This is a genomic window from Chryseobacterium sp. LJ668 (assembly GCF_019613955.1).
Taxonomy (GTDB): Bacteria; Bacteroidota; Bacteroidia; order Flavobacteriales; family Weeksellaceae; genus Chryseobacterium.
In genome coordinates this window covers 311194-333199 of record NZ_CP080443.1, presented here as the reverse complement: position 1 = coordinate 333199, position 22006 = coordinate 311194, and the positions used below count along the sequence as shown (strand labels likewise).

Here is a 22006-nt window from a genome sequence, read left to right as displayed (position 1 = left end):
TTATTTTTCCAGTTCTTTATTGAATCCCATTTTTATGTATTCAATCTCTCTTTGATTAGGCTTTCTGTTTTTTATTTCACTCCAAATATTGAGTGCATCTTCTACTGTATTGACTCCTAATTCATAATTTTCTCTTCCCCATTTATACAATGCAATGCCTATATTGGTACTGAAAACACCTGGTTTTATTTGTATTCCGTCCATTTCGTGATCCTTTATGGGAGTGAAAAAATCTAGTTTTCCACCTTTTTTACTTTCTTCAATAATTATTTTTTTCAACACACCCTTATCAGCAAATTTTACCTGACCCGTACTTCCTTCACTCAATTTTTTTTCAGCAATAAGGTTTTTAATTTTATTTTTAATTTCCTCACTGCTTATGACATTAAATTTTTTATTATTAAAAGATAAAACATTGCCATTCAGTTTTGCATCCTTATCATAGTGTTGCTTAATGATTTCATTTGCGCGGTTTTCAGTTATATCACCGTTAATGTTACAAGGAAAAGTCTCACTTGTTCCTGTTGAAGGATTTATGACGAAAAATACTTTTTCGGGCTTATCTACAATCATGACAAGGTTAATGGTAGAATTATCTTTTAATACTAAAAAGAAATCCGAAGGAAGTTTTGTCGCGAATGCTTCAACTTCATTTAAAGTTGGATTTTCATTTACAAAAACGGAAGAATTTTTATTATTAATATTATTTTCTATTGTATAATAATTTGTTTTCAACTGATAATCTTTTTCTTTTTCTTCTGAAATTGTAATTGAGTTGAACACTGGATTTCCATTTCTGTCAGTTTGACTGAAAAGATTGAGATAAATGAATACTGTGAAAATAGATAGATATTTAGCCATTATAAGTTTTTTTAAAATTAAAATTATTTTTCGATCTGTTTTCTTTTAAATAATTCCTTATTGTAATTAATGATAAAAACGCCGATAATAATTAATACAGAAGCAATGATAAATTTAGCTGAAATAGTTTCGTCTAAAATCAGCCAGCTTAAGAAAATCGAAATAATTGTATTTACGTATGCCAAAATAGAGACCTGAACCGGCGAAACTCTGGTAAGAGCATAATGAAAAGCAAAAAATGCAGCTACGGAGCCAAAAACGGCTAAATAAAGCATCGCAGAAATACTTAGAGCAGTCCAATTTTCAAAATTATAATTTTCTGAAAATAATAAAGCAAAGCAAAGTTGAACGATTCCTGCAAAAGCGAACTGGTAAAACAAGTTCAAAGAAATATTTCTGCTTTGAATATTCAATTTCTTGGTAAATATGGTTCCTGAAGCCCATCCTGCGATAGCGATAAAGAGATACAAAATTCCCATCCGGTAATCGGGATTCGCCATATCTGCCAAACCATCCCAAAAAATAAAAAGTATACCGCTGAAACATAATAATACTCCGAAAAGCGCACGCATGGTAAATTTTTGAAGTCCAATCGCCACGCTTCCAATGAATACGACAATGGGTGAGCATGCACTGATGAGCGAGGTAAGACTGCTTGTCACTTCTTCCTCAGCAACAGTCGTCATTCCGTTGGCAATAATGAGCATCAAAGTTGAAAAAATAAGTTGATAGCTCAAGTTTTTCCAGCCAATCCATCTAAATTCTTTCCGGTAGAGCAGAATGATAAGCATGATTATAGCTGCCAAAAACTGACGGATTCCCGCCACAAACCAGGCAGGAATTGTTTCTACCGCCACGCGAATGGCGAGAAAAGTAGTTCCCCAGACAATGGCAACGGTAAGAACGGCGAAAGTAAGTTTGTAATTTTTCAAAATGAATATGAAGTGGAATTGCAAAGATATTTATTTACGATGAATAGAAGGTCAGTTTTGTTTCATAAGTGAAAGCGTGATCATGAATTTGTTATATATCAACAGGAATTCTCCTAATAAAAAATCATCATTGGCTTGCGAAGCAAAATTCACTTTTCATCATTCACTTTTTTTAAAATCCTTATCTTTGAAAATCTAATAAAATTGAAGAATGGTAGGAATTATCATGGGAAGTCAAAGCGACTTACCAATCATGGAACTGGCGGCAGATTTTTTGAAAAGTTTAGACATCCCTTACGAACTTACGGTGGTGTCGGCCCACAGAACACCAGAAAGAATGTTTGATTATGCCAAACATGCTAAAAAAAGAGGTCTGAAAGTAATTATTGCAGGAGCCGGCGGAGCTGCCCATCTTCCTGGAATGGTGGCGAGCTGTACGACTTTACCGGTAATCGGTGTTCCGATTTTGTCTAGCAATTCTATTGACGGCTGGGATTCTGTATTATCGATTCTTCAGATGCCGGGCGGAATTCCTGTGGCGACAGTCGCGTTAAACGGCGCTTTGAATGCCGGAATTTTAGCTGCAAAAATCTTAGGATGTGGAGATGAAAAAGTTGCAGAAAAACTTCAGATTTATCAGGATACGTTAAAAGACAAAGTTTTAGGAACGGTAGATGATATTAAAGCAAAGCATCCGAATCTATACGATTTATAAATTATAAACTCTACAATTTGTAGAGTTTTTGTTTATTTAATTATTCGATTTTTTTTCCACTTGAAAATTGAAGAGTTCTTTAATGTCTATTTCTAGAGCTTGTGATATTGAATGAGCGATTCCTATTGAAGTGTTAATCAATCCTCTTTCAATTCTACTTATTTGTGAATATTCTACATTGATTGTATCAGCAAGACTTTGCATACTTATTTTTTTGGACTCTCTTATTTTTCTCAGATTTTGCCCAAATAATACTATGAATTGTTTGTCTATGCTTGCTTTCACAAGACAAAGGTTGAGAATTAAAAAAAAAATCATTGTGGCTTTTTTGCCATAATTAAAAAAGAGTGTGTATATTTGTGAAAAATTTATATATTTAACCCACAAAACACATACGATGAAGAAAAAATTTAGCACGCTATTCCTTGCAACCCTTATCTTCCTTTTCTTTGGGTGCAGACAGGAAATAGATATGCTCACTAATCATGATTCTCAGACCAGCCTCTACGATTTCAACAAAGACAATGTAAAAACCCGTATCCTGCATAAAACAGATTTTGAAAAAACAGAATTCTTGAAAGCGGGCATCGGTCAGGTAACGGGTTTTCTGAAAAACCAAAAAAACGGAAATACTTCATCCAAATCAACACAAATCATTAGTGGATATGAGGTGTATACCAAGACCTTTGAGGAGGTTTCTTATCTGGATGCCAAATACCATTCTTTCTACATCATTGGAGATGAGCCAGACGGATATGAAGAGAAGCTGGTCGTAAAAAGTATTAATGGACAAATCACCGACCAGCATATTCTGAGATATAAAAGAAAGCAGGATTTTTCTATTGACACTACTTCTTACCAAACCCTGAAACTTCAGAATAATACAAGCAGTAAATTAATGTTCATAGATACTTTTTCAATGGGATGTTCTACCTATACCACTGTATCGTATGAATGCGGATATGACGGACACCACACCAATGGACAGTACTGCAGTGTTTTAGGTGTTAATATGCCGTTTAATACGGTCTCCGTTATTTTTGAAGCCGGCTGTACAGGAAGCAGCCATACCGGAGGAACTGTTGGTGGTGAAGGCGGCGGTGGCGGTTCACCCAATGCGCCTTATACTCCACCTGTAGTAGCAATACCTACGGAAGCTCCACTTTATACCACACACGGCCCCAAAGGAACTACTTGCAATTCTTTAGAATTAAATACTGAGGAGATTGATCAGATTAATAGCAATGGAAACTTGAGACTCAGGATATATCAGTTCATTGTCATAGAAACACAGGCTCTACTCAATAGATGTGAAGCAGATTTTTATTCATACGAATTTAAGGAGAGGATAAAACTCATATTGAAATATTTCAGAGATCATCCTAATGCAACATGGGAAGAGTTTAATAATACGGTTTTTAAACCTTGTGAAAAAACAAAAGCAATGCTTGCAAGACCCAATGTACAGCAAGGTATAGCGGGAATAAAGGCTCAGGCATTACAAACCCTTAGTAATGTAAATGCCGGGGAAATTGGTTTTAAAGAAAAGAAAGATGGTACTATAGCGCCCGCGGATGTCAATTCTGCACATCAAGTGGTGTTTAATGATGTAACAGATTCTTATGGTGGTTATCACAACCATACAGCAACCGGAACGCATATGTTTTCTCCACCGGATATTGATGCTTTGTTTGGATTTGCAGCAGCACAAAGTATAGCAGATGGAGTGGGAAATGCGTATCTTGGTATGATAGCTGGGGAATGGTGCGGAACTTGCCCCAATAATGTTCAGTATATACATTATGTAATACAATTTACGGGAACAGGAGCGCAATTAGGAGGATATGTTTATTCTCCTGCACAGATGAAACAATTTGAAAATAAATATCGAATCAAAAAAAAGGAGTTAACTAATACATCATTGAATGGAAATACCTATATCAAAAATAACGCAGGAGATCTTAATGAAAAAGGATTGGAAAAATTATTTTTTGAGACATTGAACACTATGAATCTAAACGGAAAAGTAAACCTACAACGAATAGAAAATGGTATTGTAGATAATGTAACTTTAGACAGCAATGGTATGCCTACCGGAACGCCTTGCCCATAATTAATAAATTCTAAATATAAATAATATGAATAAAACGCAATCAAAAATATTAGTATCATTAGCGTTAATTATAAATTTAATGTCTTGTAAGGCTCAGCAAACTTATCCGTTATTGACCTCTTTGGATAATATCCCAAATATGTCTCATTTAAAAGACACTAATAATGAACTTCAATCTTTTGTAGGAACATATGTTTCAACATACAATGGAAATCAAACCACTCTTTATATTTCTAAAGAAAATGATAAATTTTTTAATTACGGGGATCAACAAATTTATAGGGATGTGATATCAATAAAATATATCGTAAAAAACTCAATAGGGACAATATTACAAGATACTAAAAATATGGTATTACAACAAGATGATCTATCACATGCTATTTATAGCTTATGGGTTTCAGAAAACGGTACAAAGGCAGAATTAGTCTACAGTGGAACTAATTGTAGCGTTGGCTGGGGTGACATTTTTTTAAAGAAAATCAATTCAACACAAATCTCTTGGGAATACCGTCCAGATGATCTCGTAACAACAGCAGATAAATGCCCTTCAACTTTGGATACAACGATTTATTTGCCTGCAACAAAAGATTTAATTTTCACAAAGCAATAGATAAATCTTAAGCTTCAGATTTATCAGGATACGTTAAAGGACAAAGTTTTGGGAACGGTAGATGATATTAAAGCAAAACACCCGAATCTGTATGATTTGTAAAGATTTCAGATTTAAATAAAAAATGCCCCGTAAAATTACGAGGCATTTTTATTTATTTTTTGATGAACTTAAAGTTTTCTGTACCATCTTTCGTGATGATCTGTAAAATATAATTTCCCTGCGAGAGGTTTTGTATATTAATATAATCTTTATTCAAGGTATCTTTCTTAATGATTCTGCCGGTTGCATCCGTTATGATAAAGCTTTCAGCATTTTTATTATTTTTTAAAAAGATTATATGATCTGCCGGATTTGGATAAATGGTCAGCTTCATTTTTTTATCAGCCTCAGCAACTTGCAAGATTGAATTGCAGAATACATTGTAATTATCTCCCGTTACCAGCCAATTTTTATTGGTGATAAGATTGTTTCGTGAGGCCACCGCTGCAGGATGTGTGTAGTGAAGCGGCGCCGCATTTCCCAGATTGATGCTGTTGGGGGTTTGAGGATTATTGTTCCAGCCAAACAACGCATTATCGTAGTTCTGACAGTTAAGGCCGGAAGAAATAAGCATGTCGACCGCCGATTCTAATGAGCTCAGGTTCCATGATCCAATATTTTGATTGAAACTGGTCGTTACGGCAAACATCATATCCATATTCGCAACACCCGAAGTGTTCCATTTTTCTATATTTTGATTAAACGAACTGGCACCGTGGAACATATGCTCCATCGTTGTCGCATTGGAGGTGTCCCAATCTCGCAAGGGTTGATTAAAGTTAGAGGCCATGTCAAATACAGCATAAAAATCGGTCACGTTAGAAACATCCCAGTTTCCGATCGGAGCATTAAATTGGTCTGCTGCAGAAAACATAGAGTTGATCGTTGTCAGATTTGAAGTGTCCCAATTATTAAAGCTTGCATTTCCTACCAGTGAAGAGCAGAGATAAAACATTTCTCTGGTACTGGTTACCAAACTGAGATCAGGAGCATCAGGCGCTGTAATATCAAGATTGGTACAAAATACAAAAGCATTATCAAAAGTCTGCCACTGTATATTTCCCCATTGTGATACATTGAGTAACTTTTCCCTGTCTGGCCCCAGATAGATCGGCGTTATTGTATTGTCAAAGAATTTTACCTGATTGAAATTTCCATTTCCATTACTGATTTTTACTCTGTAAGTGGCATTTGCAGGTGAAGGATTGAGCGGCGTTCCAAAATTAATCGTAAAATCTACGGTTGAGTTGATGTCGCTTACATTTCCGTTATGCTGCGGATATCCTATTTCTTCCCAGGTCACATTAAAATTGGTTCCTCGCCCGGGAAAATGGATCTGCTGAGTAATCCCAGGTTTCCAAATGGTAATAAATTCATCCTGGGCATTTGTTATTTGGAAAAATGCAACAAAAATAAATAGCATAATGATCTTTCTCATGCAGTTTCTTTAAAAGTGGTAATAGAATCAATGATTATTTTTTAATAAATTTAAAATTCTCAGCCTTGTCTCTAATGATAATTTTTAAAATATAATTTCCCGGAACCAAATGCTGAATATTGATCATTTCTTGATCCAGAAGATTTTTATTAATGAGTCTTCCGCTAAAATCTGTAATCTGATATTCCTTTACCTCTTTCGGAAGATTTTTAACAAAAATAAAATCTGTCGCAGGATTTGGATAAATAGAAATTTCGTTTTTAATAGTGTTTTCTGAGGTAGAAAGTACTGATTGGCATTCTCCGTCATAGGTATCACCCGTTATCGACCAGCCTTTGGAGGTGATTAAAAAATTTCTTGCATTCACTGCTGCCGAGTGTGAATATTTAAGAGGTGAGGCATTGGAAATACTTATGTTTTGTGGAGTTAAGGGATTATTACTCCATCCTAAAAGCGTGCTGTCATAGTTTTGGCAATTGACTCCAGAATTTAGAAATAGATTACTCGCAGACGTAAGGGAAGAAAGATTCCAGCTTCCTAGACTTTGATTAAAATTTGTTGCACCATTGAACATATTATTCATAGTCGTTACCTGTCCTGTATTCCACTTACCGACATTTTGGTTAAATGACGTTGCATTCTGGAACATTGAATTCATTACTGTTACATTTGAAGTGTTCCAATTCTTTATATCTTGGTTAAAGGAGGTTGCATTCTGAAACATACTGTTTAAGTGGATAACATTTCCGGTATTCCAATCTTTAATATCTTGGTTGAAAGATGTTGCATTTTGAAACATACTCATCATAGAAGTAACATTTGCGGTATTCCAATCTTTAATATCTTGGTTAAACGCCGTTGCATTTTGAAACATTCCATTCATATAAATTCCGCTCGAAGTGTCCCAATCTCCTATAGGCTGATTAAAATTGGGTGCATTCAAGAAAGTTCTTTGAAAATCTGTGACATTTGCAGTATTCCAATTTCCGATAGGTTTATTAAATGAAAGAGCCCCTGAAAACATTAATTCGATCTCTATTGCACTAGAGGTATCCCAATTTTCTAAAGGTTGGTTGAACGCGCTTGCATTAAAAAACATGGCATTAAAAGTTTGAACATTCCCAGTATCCCAATTATTAATATTTTGATTAAATGATGTAGAGAGTGCAAATGTCAAGATCATTCTTGTAACATTAGAAGTATCCCAATTGCTAAGAGGCTGGTTGAATAACGGGCTGTTTGAAAACGCAGCCTGTAAGTCTGTCACGTTTGAAGTATCCCAATTATTAAAACTGCTGTTGCCGACAAGAGAAGCGCAAGAAAAAAATATGCTTTCGAAACTTGTAACATTGGTTAAATTGGGTGTATCTGTTGCAGTCATATCCAAATGTGGGCAGGATGAGTAAGCAAAATCCATATTGGTCCATACAATATTCCCCCAATGTTCAATTTGTAAGATTTTACTTGGGTCTCCAAAAAAAATAGAACCCAAAGGATCATAAAATTTCACTCTTTGAAAAGTTCCATTTCCGTTGCTTACCTTTACGCGGTATGTCGCATTTGCTGCAACGGGATTTTGTGGAGTTCCAAAATCAATGAGGAAATGCAGAGTAGAAGAAATGTTTGATAAGCTGCCATTATGCGAAGGATATCCTATTTCTTCCCAAGACACATTATAATTATTTCCTCTTCCCGGAAACCAGATCTGTGTAGAGGTGGATAGAACGCCGCCTGAAATAGCCTGTGTAGATATATTACTTGGCTTCCAAATAGTAATAAACTCGTCTTGCGCTTTTGTAATCTGGAAAAAGAGGATGCAGATCGCGAATAGTAATAGTTTTTTCATGGTTATATTTTGGTGATTGGTCAAAAATTACAGGTGGAATACTTTCCAAACTTATTTTAAATAAAATGATATTCTAAAATATTCCTAATGATAAAAAAATACTGTTGCGATTTTATCAATATAAATACAATAGCAAATATAATACTTTTTGAAATAGGTCTATATTTTGTGAATAAATAAATACCGAAAAAAAGCCCACCAAATCTGGTGAGCTGTATGATTTAATCTTCCATCATATTGTCCCGCGTGTTTTTCTGGACGGCAATTGCACCAAACAGAGCCAGTAAAAATGCAAAGGCATAAAAACCTTTTTCACTCGGAAGTATCGTGGCATTCCAAAGTCCAATGGTTAACAGAACGATGGATGATAAAGTGGCAAACCAGCAGATTCCGTAATAAATATCAGTTACTTTAATGTTTTCCATTCTGTCTCTCACGGCTTTCTGTAAAGATACTACGGCAAATAGACCGTAAAGCAGAATCGTGAAGTAATATCCTTTTTCATTCAATTGCATTTCGGCACGTACAAGACCTACGATGAATCCTATCATTCCGGCACCCAAAGCAACCCATGATGCTGCTACAAACGCATTTGATACGCCCTGTTTTTTCATAATTGTTGTTTTTATTTAATGTGAGGTCAAATATATTATTTTTTAATGAAAGCTTGTAATTTATAATACTTTCCCTATCCTTAAAGAGTTTTTTAACAGTTTGATTTTTGTGCGGGATTCTATTGTGGCAGCATTTCAGATTTTGTAGTTGAATGTATGAAAGATTTAATCAAAGAAAAAATTTTCATTTTATTATTGAGTGATATATTCGTAATTATGTTTAACATAATCATTCCCGTTTGAAGTTTTTCCAATTACTTGAGAAGGTAACTGAGCGCTGTTATACTGAACATTATAAATAATTTGTTGATTCTGTATCCAATTGCCTGCACCATCTTTATAGCTGATTCTCTCTGTAGTATAATTATTTTTACTTAAAACATAAGCTCCACCCATTGAAACTTTAAAATATTTATTGGTGTAAGTAAAAGGATTGAGTTGATTATCATATAAATATTCACGTTTTGTTGACATAGAAAAAGTACTGCCAGTTATGTATGTTTCTACTGTGATATTTTCTCCACTGTAAGTGTATGTAAAGATACTCGGATCTGTACAGTTTGCAGATTGACATAGAGTAGAAGTTATCACTTTACCATTTTCATAGGTATAATTGATGGTTCTATTGTAGTCAGGATTGCTATAAATTGCTTTGATAGTCGATAGTTGATCACCATTATAAATGTATAGAGAATAATAATCTAATGTTCCGTCAGCTTTGTAATAGTTTATTTTTAAGGGTTTGCCTGAGTTGTCGTACTCAAAACTTGAACTTTTATCTTCTGAAAGTATTTTTAATAATTCTCCCTGACTATTGTAGGTAAGTGTAGCAATATCTGTATCAGGATTTGCAGGATTACCGTAAAATGTTGTTGTAACTTTGCTTAATAATATTTTTGGTTCCGCAGGATTGGTTGTCTCATTTTCATCCGTATTGCTGCAGCTGTTCAATAATGCTGCAGAACTTATTAAGCTTAGGAAAAGGTAGTTTTTAATTTTCATTTTTAATTTAATTGCTCAAAAGTAAGTATTTCAACGAGAGCTTTAAAGGGTTTTAATAAAAAATCCCATTATGTTGAATAATGGGATTTTATCACTATAAGATTAAATCTTAGTATCTGTAATATTCTGGCTTGTAAGGTCCTTTCACATCCACACCAATATATTCAGCTTGTTCTGTAGAAAGTTCTTCTAACTCAACGCTTAATTTCTTGAGGTGTAAAGCAGCAACTTTTTCATCCAAATGTTTTGGTAGCATATACACTTCGTTTCCGTAAGCTTCAGAGTTGGTCCAAAGTTCAATCTGAGCCAAAGTCTGGTTAGAGAAAGAGTTAGACATTACAAAACTTGGGTGACCTGTTGCACAACCAAGGTTGACCAATCTGCCTTCTGCAAGAATGATTACTTCTTTACCTTCTTCTAACGTATAGATATCAACCTGAGGTTTCACTTCAGATTTTGTGTGACCGTAGTTTTCGTTCAACCAAGCCATATCGATTTCGTTATCGAAGTGACCGATGTTACAAACGATCGCTTTATCTTTTAATTTTAAGAAATGTTCTTTTCTTACGATGTTGAAGTTACCGGTTGTAGTGATTACAATATCTGCATTATCAACAACAGTATCTAATCTTTTTACTTCAAATCCGTCCATTGCAGCCTGTAAAGCACAGATTGGGTCGATTTCAGTTACTGTAACAATAGATCCAGCTCCTCTGAAAGATGCAGCAGTACCTTTACCTACATCACCATATCCGCAAACAACCACTCTTTTACCAGCCAACATAATATCTGTAGCTCTTCTTACAGCATCTACTGCAGATTCTTTACATCCGTATTTATTGTCGAATTTAGATTTGGTCACCGAATCATTTACGTTGATTGCAGGCATTACCAAAGTTCCGTTTTTCATTCTTTCGTACAATCTGTGAACTCCGGTTGTCGTTTCTTCAGAAAGTCCTTTGATGTCTTTTGTAAATTCAGGGAATTTATCAAACACCATGTTGGTTAAATCTCCACCATCATCCAAAATCATGTTTAATGGTTTTCTGTCTTCACCGAAAAATAATGTCTGCTCGATACACCAGTCGAAAGACGCTTCGTCAAGACCTTTCCAAGCATATACTTGGATTCCTGCAGCAGCAATTGCAGCAGCAGCATGATCCTGCGTAGAGAAAATGTTACAAGAAGACCAGGTAACTTCAGCTCCAAGAGCAACCAAAGTTTCGATCAAAACTGCAGTTTGGATCGTCATATGAAGACATCCTGCGATTCTTGCACCTTTCAATGGCTGAGAAGGTCCGAATTCTTCACGGATAGACATCAAGCCTGGCATTTCTGCTTCTGCCAAAGTAATTTCTTTTCTTCCCCATTCTGCAAGGGTGATATCCTTAACTTTATAAGGAATGTATTGTGTTGTAGTACTCATATCTTATGAATAAGTTTAATTTCAAATAATTAAGTGCAAAATTACAACATATAATTAAGATAAAAAAACCGCATATTAAGTTCCTGTATATGATTATTATCGTTTATTTTGATTGCTAGATTGATAATGGAAAAAGAGCATTAGGGTTTCTGCCCATTCAAAAATTTATAGGGAAAGATATTTTTGCCAACCGCTTCCTATCTCAGGCATTCGTTTCTTTTTTATTACTTTTACTCTTTAAACAAAAACCCAATGCCACTTTACCGTGATTTTTCTGACAACAATGCAACCATTTTCATCTGGAAATATGAGGAAGGTGAAGAATTAAATCCTGATGAGCTTCTGGAGCCGGAAAATGTCGATAAAGTAAAAGATTACCATCCAAAAAAATTACTGGAAGTCTTGATGGTTCGCAAGCTTTTAAAAAGTTTAAAGCCCAATTCAAAAATTCTATACAAAGAAAGAGAGCCTTTTCTATCGCCAAATGATGCAGAAATTTCAATTACCCACTCTTTTCCTTTTGCTGCGATTGCTATTTCAAAAAATAAAATAGGAATTGATATTGAAAAATTTCATCCTAAAATTTTACGCGTTATCGACAAATTCACATATGAGAACGAAAGAGGATTTATTCCTGCTGAAAATGCAGCAACTTTTTATACAATTATCTGGAGCGTGAAAGAAAGTATGTATAAAATTCACCATTCAAAATACTGGTCGCTCAAGAAAAATTATGAGGTGAAACCTTTCGAACTCAAACATCTTTTTGACATCAGCTGCAGAGTACATGACGACAAAATTTCAGATGAGTTTAAAGCCCGTGTGAAGTTCTTTGACGATTATTGTTTTACGATTGTGGAAGAGTAGTACTCTCTGCGCTGTAGGTTTGAATTACTTTTCGCTGCTCTTTTGCGACATCGTAGATCAATTCCAATACATCATGGATGTTTTTAAGCTCTGTTAAATGTGAAATCTTATTCGGGTCTCTGCGGTCGAAAATTTCATTTTCCAAAAGTTCAGATTTCCTTTGGATCAGTAAATTCTCAATGGAAGAATCTTCAGGTTCCAGACGGCTGTCCATTTTCAGGGTCTCGTTAATTTTTTCTCCCTTCAGCAATACGGAAACCTGATTCATTTCTGCCTCAATTTTTTTTGTCCAGCTCTCAGAATCTATTTCAGGATATTTTTCATTGTTTTTAGAGTATTGGGAAAGAGAAGCGGTATAGGCTGTAATCAAATGTGAGGTTGCTACAAACTGATGGACGATTTCCAGCTTTTTCTGCTGGTTTTTGGGATCAGAAATCATTCGCTGAAAATTATCGGAAAGATTGGCGAGTGAAATAATGGCGTTTTTTCGTTTTACCTTGTAATCTTCAATATCAAAATCTTCATTCAGAAATTTAGCCATCACGCTATGAAAATAAGTGAGGTTGCATTCTGCTGATTTTTTCATCAATTCTAAATTCTGGGTATGTTCCCAAACCGGAAGCACAATATAAGAAACCAAAAAAGCAATAATTCCCGCAATTACAGTGTCTACAATTCTATCTTTAAAGATCACATTGATATTTCCCGGGTTTAAAAAATTAAAACTCATGAAAACGTACATGGTCATAAACAACACTGCCCAAAAATATCTTCCTTTTAACAAGCTGAAACATAAAATCATGCTCAGCAGAAGAATTGCAAATAAAATAGCACTGATGTGAACGTAGTACAGAATAGCATATGCAATCACTGCACCTGCAAGCGTACCATAAAAACGCAACAGGTTTCTCTGTTTGGTAATAGAGTAGGCGGGTTTTAAAATTGCCACGATGGTAATTAATATCCAATACGTATGACCGATTACTAAAAACGGAAGCTGCGAAACGAGATATCCCAATAATAAAGCGGTTGTGATTCTAATGGCATGACGGAAGTGTGATGAGCTTAAAGAAATATTGCTTTTTAAAACTTTAAAGTTGATTTTTTCTTCATTCGGCATAAATTTTTTCAAATCCAGACCTGTGGAAAGACTTTTCGCCAATTTTACATTTTGAGCAAAAACACTGTAAATTTCTTTGATCTCTTTTGTAATCTCATTGATGCGCATCATGATTTGTCTAAGAACCATAAAGTTCTCGAGGTTGTCAGGATTCATCTGGTGGTTTCGCAGCTCAAAATAATGAACATTTAAATCCTGCGAACGGGCTTCCAGGTTAAAAATAGGCCTTGCTCGCGTGCTGCTTTGTAATGAAATCCCGATGTTAGCAATTTCCTCGGAAAGTATATTTAAATAATCATGAATCTGAACTAGAATAGAGGAATCTTCAAAACTTTGTTGAAGCTTTTTGTAATCGCTTTCTGAAGTCATCAGCTTTTCATGCAGATCCATCGAATTCAGAAACATCAACATCAATAATCTGCTGATAGTCGTTGATTCGTTGACGATGGTCCGGGTTTTAAAAACAGTTTCACGGGTTTCTTCCTGCAGGTTTTTGATCTCAATCTGCTTAGCGATAACTTGTGTATTTAAGCGATCAAAATCCGGATTCTTCTGATAAAAATTGGCTTTAATTTTTAAAAATTCGGCAAGCTGCAGATAGTTTTCACCAATCATCTGACTGGCTAATTTATAGGGCTGAATCGTGGTAACAACGAGAAAAATTAATAGAAACCAGATGCAGCCTGATGCAAAAATCAATAAACTCTTCAAAATATTGACCCCGGTTAAATGCCCGTCGATAAATATAGCTAAAACAACCAAAGCTAATGATCCCACCGCGGCAAGTCTCTGTCCGTAAACCCCAATAAGAGAAAAGAACATTCCGAAAAGGATGATTTCTAAAATGACTAACGGAATAATGCCTTTAACTAAACTCGCAATTCCTGAAACAATAACGAAACAGAAAATGGCAAACGTTAGTGAATTTCTCCTTCGGATGAACGGTCCGGGCTGATCTGTCAATGCAACAAAGCTTGTTCCCAAAGGAAATAAGAAATATTCTTTTAGCAAACCAAAGTAGGAAAGCACCAAGCACGGAATAACCGTTGCCAATGTAATCCTAATGGAGGAATATACATATTGGCTGGTAACGATTTTTTTTAGCTCAGAAGAATAATTCATTGTACAAAAATAATTATTGAAAAATAAAAAAGCCTTATAAATATGAGACTTTTGCGAACATATTTTGTTAATATATAATATTTAGAATGACTTACCTATTTTGTTTTGGAATAATTTTAAGATTGAGTAATAACAATTTATTCTAATTATCAATCTTCAATTGTCAAATTACAGCAGCCCGACTTGATAAGATTTATTATTTTTTTCATTTAAATAATCGAACCACTTCATTAGGTTTGAACGGAGCTCATTTTGCAAAGATTCATCAGAGGAAAAAACAGTGGTGTTGGAAAGCGGAAATAGTTGCCATCATAAAAATAATAGGTAAATTTTTATAATCTTAAAATGAAAAAAGCTCCATATTGATGGAGCTTTTGTATTATATGTTCTGTTATTCTTAGTTATCTACATTAGAAGTTTCGTCACCGATGTTCCAGGTAAGTCCGAAACGCAACGTGTTATCAAGTGCAGTATTGATTTTAGACATATTGATGAGATAAGAGATATCCAATCCAAAAGAACGGTATTTTAATCCGATACCGGCAGTTGCAAATTGTCTTGCTCCCTGCACATCACTTTCGTGGAAATAACCTCCTCGTACAGCAAACGCATTATCATAAGAATATTCTAAAGCACCGCTATACATAATGGATTCAGGATTTTTGAAAGATTTACCAATTCCTGACATTACTCCTACGTTGGGCACTGCATAGATCGGCTGTCTTGTGTTTGGGTCATTTCCTACGAATTCTGAACCCGGCACTAATATTTTTGAACCTTCCAGACTCAAGCCAACTCTGTTTACATCATCCAGATACATGTCATAACCAATCCCTAATCTTGCCATAGTAGGAAGATAGGATCTTGATTCTTCGTTTCCGGTATAGTCTAATTTCGGACCTAAATTGCTTATTGAAAAACCTCCATTTAATTTACCATCATACCCTCCAAAACTTGAAAATCTCGGTGAAGTGTAGTATGCAGAAACATCTATTGCGAATGAATTTGCGGGTTTAATAGTGGTATCTGTGTTGAATCCTCCGGCCAAATCTGAACGTATGAATCTACCGGTAACAGCTCCTGAGAAAGAATCTGAAAATTTCAGCGCGTAAGCTACATCAATCGAGAATTCATTGGGTTTTGAAGTACCGTTAGAAGTAACTTCGTTACCTACTAATGAGGTAAGGTCTACCTCACCCATATTGAAATAATAAATACTTGCAGAAATTGTAGATCTTTCTTCCTGACCTATAAATTTATGGAAAGCTCCATACAATAAGAATACATCATTTGTAAGTTTCCCCATGTATGGTGTGTAGTTGATACCCACAGAAGAACTTGTTCTGCTAAAAGGATATTTTGCAGCATTCCAGAATTGAGAAAAAGCATCCGGGGAAGTAACGACCCCCTGATCTCCCATACCTCCGGATCTTGCATCAGGTGCAATTCTAAGAAAAGGAGCTCCGGTTAAAACAGGTCTCACCTGACTCAAATCCTGTGCATAGCCTAAAAACCCAGCACTAAAACCAATCCCCAAAAGCAGTTTAGTAGTTAAATTCATATGTTGTCTTTTATATATTATCAGTTTTTTATTGATATTCTCAATTATTTATTATTTTACTTCAAAAGTACCATTTTTTCTACAGCTGTAGCACTTCCTTTACATTTTTCTTGATTTTGGCTTTTTGCAAATATCTTAAAAATATACGTACCTTTTGCTACTGTGTCACCAAAATCGTCTTTTCCGTCCCATTCTATTGCCTGGCGAGGCGTTCTAAAGCCCTGTAGGAAAGGTTCTGCAACTACCGGCTGACTTAATGTTCTTACTAATTTTCCTGTAATCGTATAAATTTGAACATTTACATCCAATATATCATCACAATTGTGCTCAAAATGTATATACGTTTTATTCGTAAAAGGATTTGGCCAGTTTAGCGGTCTGTTGATTACTAAATGCTGATCGGCTTCATCTTTAACTTCAAAGTTTAACGTTTCAGTTGTCGAATTATTGTTTATGTCCCAAACTTTAAATGTGAGCTGATGCTGTCCTAACGATAAGTTCCTGAAAGGGTATGTTACATTTCCTTTTTGGTAATCTGCCAAACTGGGACTTAAACATCCGTTTCCTTCACCTGAAGCGAAAAAGTCATTTAAAACTACGGTATTAATAATTTGTCCGTCCAAATATACAGTAATATCGTGACCAATACCAGAACCTGTAGAATTTATTCCTGTATCGTCTGTTACGCAGGCTAAAAGCATTGGACTTTGGTTTGTAATTCCACCATTTGCAAAATTCGTATTGTTCATGTACAATTTTACTTTTGGCGGCTCATTATCATTGATTCCATTAGGGTTGATGTCACCTACCTGAACTGACTGATTGTTAAAAACATCAATCGATTTATTATCAGCATATCCCAGCAATCTTCCTTCACCCACTGCATAGTTGATATCTTTCGGGACATAGAACTCAACTTTGAAAACTCCGTTAACCGCAGTTCCTGAAGCTTTTACAATCGCACTTCCTTCTTCTGTATAATTTAAAACAGGAGTAAGTCCACCATCATTATTTAAGGTTGTTTTGTTTAATCTTTTATCGAAAATATTAATGACCACTCTTCCGTTGAATGTTGTATTCGTAGTTCCGTTGGCATTGTTGATATGGCCTGTAATTTTTACAAAATCCAGTCCTCTGATCAAACCCGGAACTGGAGTTTCAATTCCGTCAATTACTAATAATCTTTTAGGTCTGCTCAATTTCATTGCGGGATCTCCTAAAAGATTTACCTTAAGGTGATTGGGATCTGCACCTCTTGTTTTTTTTGCGTTAAGATGTGTATCACCTATTGGCAAAAAGTCGTCACCTACCAATTTAAAAATATCTTTGGTGTAGAGGTTTGTAAAATCAAGTCCGTATCCCACACCTACAGCACGGCTTGAAGTAATCATGGCAGCTGCTCCACCTTGTTTTAGTTTCATTAACTGTTCTCCTGCAGATGCGGTTCCCGGCTCATCCCAAAGTGTAAATTCACAGGTAATGGTAGATACAAAAGGAAATCTGCTGTATACATTAGAAAAGTTATTGGCATTCTGAATTTCATCTAAAGTGAAAACCCTTTCCTGCGCCCAACCATTAATTCCACCATGTCCGAGGTAAAAAAGGTAAAGGCTGTTTCCTAAGTCATTCGAAATTGCCTGATTGACCTGAGGATATCTTTGTCCACCCGCTGTACTTTGAGCCTGAAAAGCATCCAGATATAATTTTCGAACGTTATATTCTTTAAGCGTTGTATTTGCAGGAATTTCAAATGTGCTTTGTAGTGTATTATTCATGACTGTATGGAACGGAACTCCGCCGTCATTATCGTCATCAACAACAAAATCAAGTTTCATTCTCCATTCTCCGAATGGCGTAGACTGGCCGGATAATGAGTTGTAGTAGGCCATTGTTTTATCCATCATATTTCCAGCTTCGGTAGGATTTGCCGCTGGAATTCTTCCCACAGGAAGGTCAGGTAAATTATTTGTAATGAATGTGGTTGTCTGAGGTTTTGTCATCACAATATAATCATCGGTAACAAATGAGCTTACAAAATCACCCGAATCTTCACTCTGATAACTTGAAACAATATTTGAATTATTTGGAACCCTGTTTTTATAATCATATGATGCATCTCCTAAAATAAAAACATATTTTAAGCTTCCGAGAGGAGTGTTGAGTTTTGTTACAAAATCTCTGATTGCTGTAAGATCTCTGCTTCCGCTTCCAAATTCATTATAAATTTTTGTGGCGTCTACAATCTGTACGTTATAATTATTTTTTGTCTGATGATAATTGGCCAGTCTCTGTGCTTGAGACATCATTTCAGGTGTAGTGATAATCAGGTAATCTACATTCTGTAATGCAGAAAGATTTTGATTATTGATTCTTTCCACAAACTGCGGACTAAATGCTGCATCTGCCCGGAAGGCTACAAATTCATTATTAAAATCAGGATTTGCAGTATTGTAAGCAAAATTAAATGTACCCGAACCTCCAGCTTTGTTTACTCTTCTGTTTGCATTGGTGATATCGGTAACATCCCAAACCTGCTCCATATTTGCAGTGGAAGAAATGCTAAAACCATACGTGGTATTTGATCCGCTCTGAAGAGAAAAATCCCGGAAATTCATCTGGCTTCCATTGAATTTAAGATCTTCTCTATATTGCACCTCTACATAATCAAGATGAAAAGCACCATTAGGATTGGTCGCAATATTAGGATTGTATTTGAAGATAATCTGATTACCACTTAAACTGGAAATTGTACCTTTATAGCGTAAAGGAAAAAAATCGTACGCGTACCCTGAAGCGTTCGGAGGTACATCTAATGTAACAGGATTTTGATTATTTATGGTAAAAGCTACATTATTTTGCTGAGATTTATAACCTACTACTTGTGTCCTGTATCTGATAAGGTCGGAACCCTGTATTGGAGAATTCAGAGTAAATGTAATGGTTTTTTCAGTAGAAAAAGACTGATCTTCAACCCATATTCTCCCGACCTTCAATAAATTTTTCTGATCGTTGTTAATTACCTGATACTCATCATATCTTGTAATTGGAGCTGTGGCAGGAAGATTTAAATCAACATTTTGCACTCTTTTACCGGCACCTTTATCGTAATTGATATAGTAGTAAGAAAAATCTTCGTATATATTTTTTACATTTTCGCTGTCGTCACTTCTGGTTTCATTTCTTTTAAACCCATTTCCGTTTGATATATTGTATAAATTATAACCATTCGGACCCTGAGCATAAAACAAAGCATAATCAGCATCATTCCAGACACCGTCATCTTCACCAACAACCTGTATAGAGTTTTCTTGCAGGGCGCTGTATTTCACATCCTGATTGTGTTCCGGAAGCATAATTCCCCCATTTCCATAGATCCTGAAATTTTTAGGATTTACGTTTGATGGATTGATTCCTATATCTTTTAAAAATTGCGTAGTGATTTTGAAAATCCCCGACTTATCAACCTTAATTTTATAAAAACCTCCTGTTGATAAAGGGTTTACGGTTGTTCCTACTTTTTGGGCACTGAAATTTACAGGTAAATTGGACGGAGTAATTTCAAATGAAGACAATCTTTGGATTCTTCCGTTTATATTTTTAAACAGTCCAACATTGATGTTAGCAAATCTTTCACCTTCCAGATAGTAATAATTAATATCTGCAATATCGTTATCGGGTAAAAGATCTTTATTGAGGTCGAATAAATCCTTATTTGAAATAGCTTCCCAAACAAGATTAGAAACTTTCAGTTGATTTTCACCTATTTTTTGCTTATTCAGGATGAAAACATTATTTTGGCTGAAAGAAAAACCTTCATTTTTAAAATTGGGAAGATTCTTTTTTACATCGCCGAAGTCTTCGATTTTTGCTCCGTCCCATTCTATGGAAACTCTTTGAGCCCAAGTCGTTGATATTAAAGCGAATATGAAGAATAGAGTCGTTTTTAGTCTCATGTTGGTTTTTGAAATTTCTAAATTACAAAATAAATGAAAATTTTAGAATTAAACAGTGATACAATAAAATTAATTTGTTAACGTTTCAAAAAAAATCAAATCTTTACTTGATTTATTGAATAATTTATTTTTTCTTTGTACTTTGAATAATATTTATATCGACTATGAAAAAACTAAAGTTGTTTTCATTAATAGCATTAAGTTCTACACTTGCATTAACCAGCTGTGGGGGGTCTAGTACCAGCAAAGGAGGCGGTACTAAAAAATTTGTCAGCAAGACAGGTTGGAAACCAAACGAAAAACAAGGTTGGTTTTTTGCAGGAAAGCAACAAAAGCAGAAAGGTTGGCCAGGAATGGTATATGTTGAAGGTGGAACTTTTACCATGGGATTAGTGAAAGATGATGTAATGCACGATTGGAATAACTCGCCTCGCAGAATGCAGGTAAGTTCATTCTTTATCGGTGAGACAGAAATTACTAACTACGAATACCGCGAATACCTTACATGGTTGAAGTATGTATTCCCTCCAAGTGATCCAAGTTTCAAGGAAATCTACAACGGTGCTTTACCTGATACTTTATTATGGGATAATAAATTATCTAGAAATGATCTTAACGAAACCTATTTCAGAGATCAGAACTATGATTATTACCCGGTAGTAGGTGTTTCTTGGACTCAGGCAAACAGATACTGTGAATGGTTGACAGACAGAGCGAACGAAAAAGCTTTAATGCAGGCAGGTATTATTGCAAAAGATTTGTATATCAACGAATCGAATAACCAAGGTGGAACCGCTTTCAACATGGATAAATTCAAATCGAATGATCCTGAAATGCAAGGCTACATCAATGAGCAGAGATTGGCACAAAAATCTGGTATGAAAACTACCAACCAAAGATTGCTTTCTGCCAACAGATCTCCTAGCTCGGCAATGGTTACTAAATTCAGACTTCCTACAGAAGTAGAATGGGAATATGCTGCTCTTGGAATGGAGAAAAATAGAGAGTATAACAGTTATACAGAGAAGAAACCGCAAATCGATAGACTTAGAGGTACTAAGGGTAAAGATAGAGGGATGATCTTGGCTAACTTCAAACAAGGTAGAGGTGATTATTCTGGACTACCTGGTTGGAAAAATGACGGTGCAGCACAGACTTCAGATGTAAGACAGTTCCCATCAAATGATATCGGTGTGTATGGTATGTTTGGAAACGTTTCTGAATGGACAGCTGATGTTTACAGACCAATCATTGATGAAGATGCAAACGATTTTAACTACTACAGAGGAAATATGCCTCAAGCTATCGTAAGAAACGGAGACGGAACTTACAAAATGGTAGACGAAGGTACTATTAAATATGACACATTAGCTGACGGAAGATTGGTTTACAAAAACCTTCCAGGTCAGTTCGAAAGAGAAACAATTGCTGATTACAGAAACTATAGAGATGGTGATAGAATGTCTTCACTGAATTATAGAAATGCTAGTGACTCTTCGGCTTCTTACAATATGTACAACGCTCCTACAACAAGATTCGTAGTTGACGGAAACGGAAAAGTAGTATTGCAGAAAGATACAAAAGAAAGAACATCCGCAATGACCAATGATATCAGAGTGATCAAAGGTGGTTCTTGGCAAGATTCTGCATATTGGCTGGATCCGGGACAGAGAAGATACAAAAACCAGGCTTCTGGTTATGGTTGGATCGGTTTCCGTGTAGCGCAAGATGCTAGAGTGAACGATAAATCTAGAACAAGAAGATAATATTTCAAAATACTT

16 protein-coding genes and 1 pseudogene are annotated in these 22006 nt (G+C 35.4%); 6 read left to right on the top strand and 11 right to left on the bottom strand.

Annotated features, from left to right (window positions below; all coding sequences use genetic code 11):
• A complete protein-coding gene (locus K0U91_RS01585) occupies positions 1 to 861 on the bottom strand; it encodes a hypothetical protein (protein WP_220180163.1) in 861 nt (286 codons plus the stop codon).
• Positions 862 to 884: 23 nt separating this feature from the next.
• On the bottom strand, positions 885 to 1793 hold the full coding sequence (locus K0U91_RS01580) for a DMT family transporter (protein WP_220180162.1): 909 nt from the start codon (positions 1791 to 1793) through the stop codon (positions 885 to 887).
• 211 nt (positions 1794 to 2004) lie between these two features.
• Between K0U91_RS01580 and purE the strand changes: the two genes are divergently transcribed.
• Complete coding sequence (purE, locus tag K0U91_RS01575) at positions 2005 to 2508, top strand: 5-(carboxyamino)imidazole ribonucleotide mutase (RefSeq protein WP_219971048.1); 504 nt, start codon at positions 2005 to 2007, stop codon at positions 2506 to 2508.
• A 36-nt stretch (positions 2509 to 2544) separates the two neighbouring features.
• On the opposite strand, the gene K0U91_RS01570 is transcribed toward purE, so the two are convergent.
• Positions 2545 to 2826 carry a helix-turn-helix domain-containing protein gene (locus K0U91_RS01570; RefSeq protein WP_220180161.1) on the bottom strand — a complete coding sequence of 94 codons (282 nt, stop codon included), beginning with the start codon at positions 2824 to 2826 and terminating at the stop codon, positions 2545 to 2547.
• Between the two features lie 79 nt (positions 2827 to 2905).
• Here K0U91_RS01570 and K0U91_RS01565 point away from each other — a divergent pair, with 79 nt between their 5' ends.
• The 3 genes and pseudogenes from K0U91_RS01565 to K0U91_RS16355 all read left to right on the top strand — a co-directional run.
• On the top strand, positions 2906 to 4621 hold the full coding sequence (locus tag K0U91_RS01565) for a hypothetical protein (RefSeq protein ID WP_220180160.1): 1716 nt from the start codon (positions 2906 to 2908) through the stop codon (positions 4619 to 4621).
• A 25-nt stretch (positions 4622 to 4646) separates the two neighbouring features.
• A complete protein-coding gene (locus tag K0U91_RS01560) occupies positions 4647 to 5234 on the top strand; it encodes a DUF6705 family protein (protein WP_220180159.1) in 588 nt (195 codons plus the stop codon).
• Positions 5235 to 5243: 9 nt separating this feature from the next.
• Positions 5244 to 5336, top strand: a pseudogene (locus K0U91_RS16355) (5-(carboxyamino)imidazole ribonucleotide mutase); the annotation flags it as partial.
• Positions 5337 to 5388: 52 nt separating this feature from the next.
• Here K0U91_RS16355 and K0U91_RS01555 read toward each other — a convergent pair.
• The 5 genes from K0U91_RS01555 to ahcY all read right to left on the bottom strand — a co-directional run bounded on the left by K0U91_RS01555 (position 5389) and on the right by ahcY (position 11602).
• Positions 5389 to 6714 carry a BspA family leucine-rich repeat surface protein gene (locus tag K0U91_RS01555; RefSeq protein WP_220180158.1) on the bottom strand — a complete coding sequence of 442 codons (1326 nt, stop codon included), beginning with the start codon at positions 6712 to 6714 and terminating at the stop codon, positions 5389 to 5391.
• A gap of 34 nt (positions 6715 to 6748) precedes the next feature.
• Positions 6749 to 8560 carry a BspA family leucine-rich repeat surface protein gene (locus K0U91_RS01550; RefSeq protein ID WP_220180157.1) on the bottom strand — a complete coding sequence of 604 codons (1812 nt, stop codon included), beginning with the start codon at positions 8558 to 8560 and terminating at the stop codon, positions 6749 to 6751.
• Between the two features lie 221 nt (positions 8561 to 8781).
• Entirely contained in the window at positions 8782 to 9174 is a 393-nt protein-coding gene (gene yiaA, locus K0U91_RS01545) for an inner membrane protein YiaA (protein ID WP_219971045.1), read from the bottom strand.
• Between the two features lie 192 nt (positions 9175 to 9366).
• Positions 9367 to 10176, bottom strand: a complete 810-nt coding sequence (locus K0U91_RS01540) for a hypothetical protein (RefSeq protein WP_220180156.1) — start codon at positions 10174 to 10176, stop codon at positions 9367 to 9369.
• A 109-nt stretch (positions 10177 to 10285) separates the two neighbouring features.
• Positions 10286 to 11602, bottom strand: coding sequence for an adenosylhomocysteinase (gene ahcY, locus K0U91_RS01535; protein ID WP_219971043.1), 1317 nt, complete (start codon positions 11600 to 11602; stop codon positions 10286 to 10288).
• Between the two features lie 252 nt (positions 11603 to 11854).
• Between ahcY and K0U91_RS01530 the strand changes: the two genes are divergently transcribed.
• Positions 11855 to 12469: a 4'-phosphopantetheinyl transferase family protein gene (locus tag K0U91_RS01530; RefSeq protein ID WP_220180155.1), complete on the top strand. Its 615-nt coding sequence runs from the start codon at positions 11855 to 11857 to the stop codon at positions 12467 to 12469.
• Here K0U91_RS01530 and K0U91_RS01525 read toward each other — a convergent pair.
• The 3 genes from K0U91_RS01525 to porU all read right to left on the bottom strand — a co-directional run bounded on the left by K0U91_RS01525 (position 12450) and on the right by porU (position 20225).
• Positions 12450 to 14711, bottom strand: coding sequence for an FUSC family protein (locus tag K0U91_RS01525; RefSeq protein ID WP_220180154.1), 2262 nt, complete (start codon positions 14709 to 14711; stop codon positions 12450 to 12452). The genes K0U91_RS01530 and K0U91_RS01525 overlap by 20 nt on opposite strands.
• Positions 14712 to 15108: 397 nt before the next feature.
• A complete protein-coding gene (gene porV, locus K0U91_RS01520) occupies positions 15109 to 16272 on the bottom strand; it encodes a type IX secretion system outer membrane channel protein PorV (RefSeq protein WP_219971040.1) in 1164 nt (387 codons plus the stop codon).
• Positions 16273 to 16328: 56 nt separating this feature from the next.
• Entirely contained in the window at positions 16329 to 20225 is a 3897-nt protein-coding gene (porU, locus tag K0U91_RS01515; protein ID WP_220180153.1) for a type IX secretion system sortase PorU, read from the bottom strand.
• A 164-nt stretch (positions 20226 to 20389) separates the two neighbouring features.
• Here porU and gldJ point away from each other — a divergent pair, with 164 nt between their 5' ends.
• Positions 20390 to 21991, top strand: a complete 1602-nt coding sequence (gene gldJ, locus K0U91_RS01510) for a gliding motility lipoprotein GldJ (RefSeq protein WP_219971038.1) — start codon at positions 20390 to 20392, stop codon at positions 21989 to 21991.
• Positions 21992 to 22006: the final 15 nt, after the last annotated feature.

Bases quoted from the DNA above. Each gene is read 5' to 3' on its own strand.
- K0U91_RS01585 (WP_220180163.1), bottom strand. From the start codon at position 861: ATGGCTAAATATCTATCTATTTTCACAGTATTCATTTATCTCAATCTT.
- purE (WP_219971048.1), top strand. From the start codon at position 2,005: ATGGTAGGAATTATCATGGGAAGTCAAAGCGACTTACCAATCATGGAA.
- K0U91_RS01570 (WP_220180161.1), bottom strand. From the start codon at position 2,826: ATGATTTTTTTTTTAATTCTCAACCTTTGTCTTGTGAAAGCAAGCATA.
- K0U91_RS01565 (WP_220180160.1), top strand. From the start codon at position 2,906: ATGAAGAAAAAATTTAGCACGCTATTCCTTGCAACCCTTATCTTCCTT.
- K0U91_RS01560 (WP_220180159.1), top strand. From the start codon at position 4,647: ATGAATAAAACGCAATCAAAAATATTAGTATCATTAGCGTTAATTATA.
- K0U91_RS01555 (WP_220180158.1), bottom strand. From the start codon at position 6,714: ATGAGAAAGATCATTATGCTATTTATTTTTGTTGCATTTTTCCAAATA.
- K0U91_RS01550 (WP_220180157.1), bottom strand. From the start codon at position 8,560: ATGAAAAAACTATTACTATTCGCGATCTGCATCCTCTTTTTCCAGATT.
- yiaA (WP_219971045.1), bottom strand. From the start codon at position 9,174: ATGAAAAAACAGGGCGTATCAAATGCGTTTGTAGCAGCATCATGGGTT.
- K0U91_RS01540 (WP_220180156.1), bottom strand. From the start codon at position 10,176: ATGAAAATTAAAAACTACCTTTTCCTAAGCTTAATAAGTTCTGCAGCA.
- ahcY (WP_219971043.1), bottom strand. From the start codon at position 11,602: ATGAGTACTACAACACAATACATTCCTTATAAAGTTAAGGATATCACC.
- K0U91_RS01530 (WP_220180155.1), top strand. From the start codon at position 11,855: ATGCCACTTTACCGTGATTTTTCTGACAACAATGCAACCATTTTCATC.
- K0U91_RS01525 (WP_220180154.1), bottom strand. From the start codon at position 14,711: ATGAATTATTCTTCTGAGCTAAAAAAAATCGTTACCAGCCAATATGTA.
- porV (WP_219971040.1), bottom strand. From the start codon at position 16,272: ATGAATTTAACTACTAAACTGCTTTTGGGGATTGGTTTTAGTGCTGGG.
- porU (WP_220180153.1), bottom strand. From the start codon at position 20,225: ATGAGACTAAAAACGACTCTATTCTTCATATTCGCTTTAATATCAACG.
- gldJ (WP_219971038.1), top strand. From the start codon at position 20,390: ATGAAAAAACTAAAGTTGTTTTCATTAATAGCATTAAGTTCTACACTT.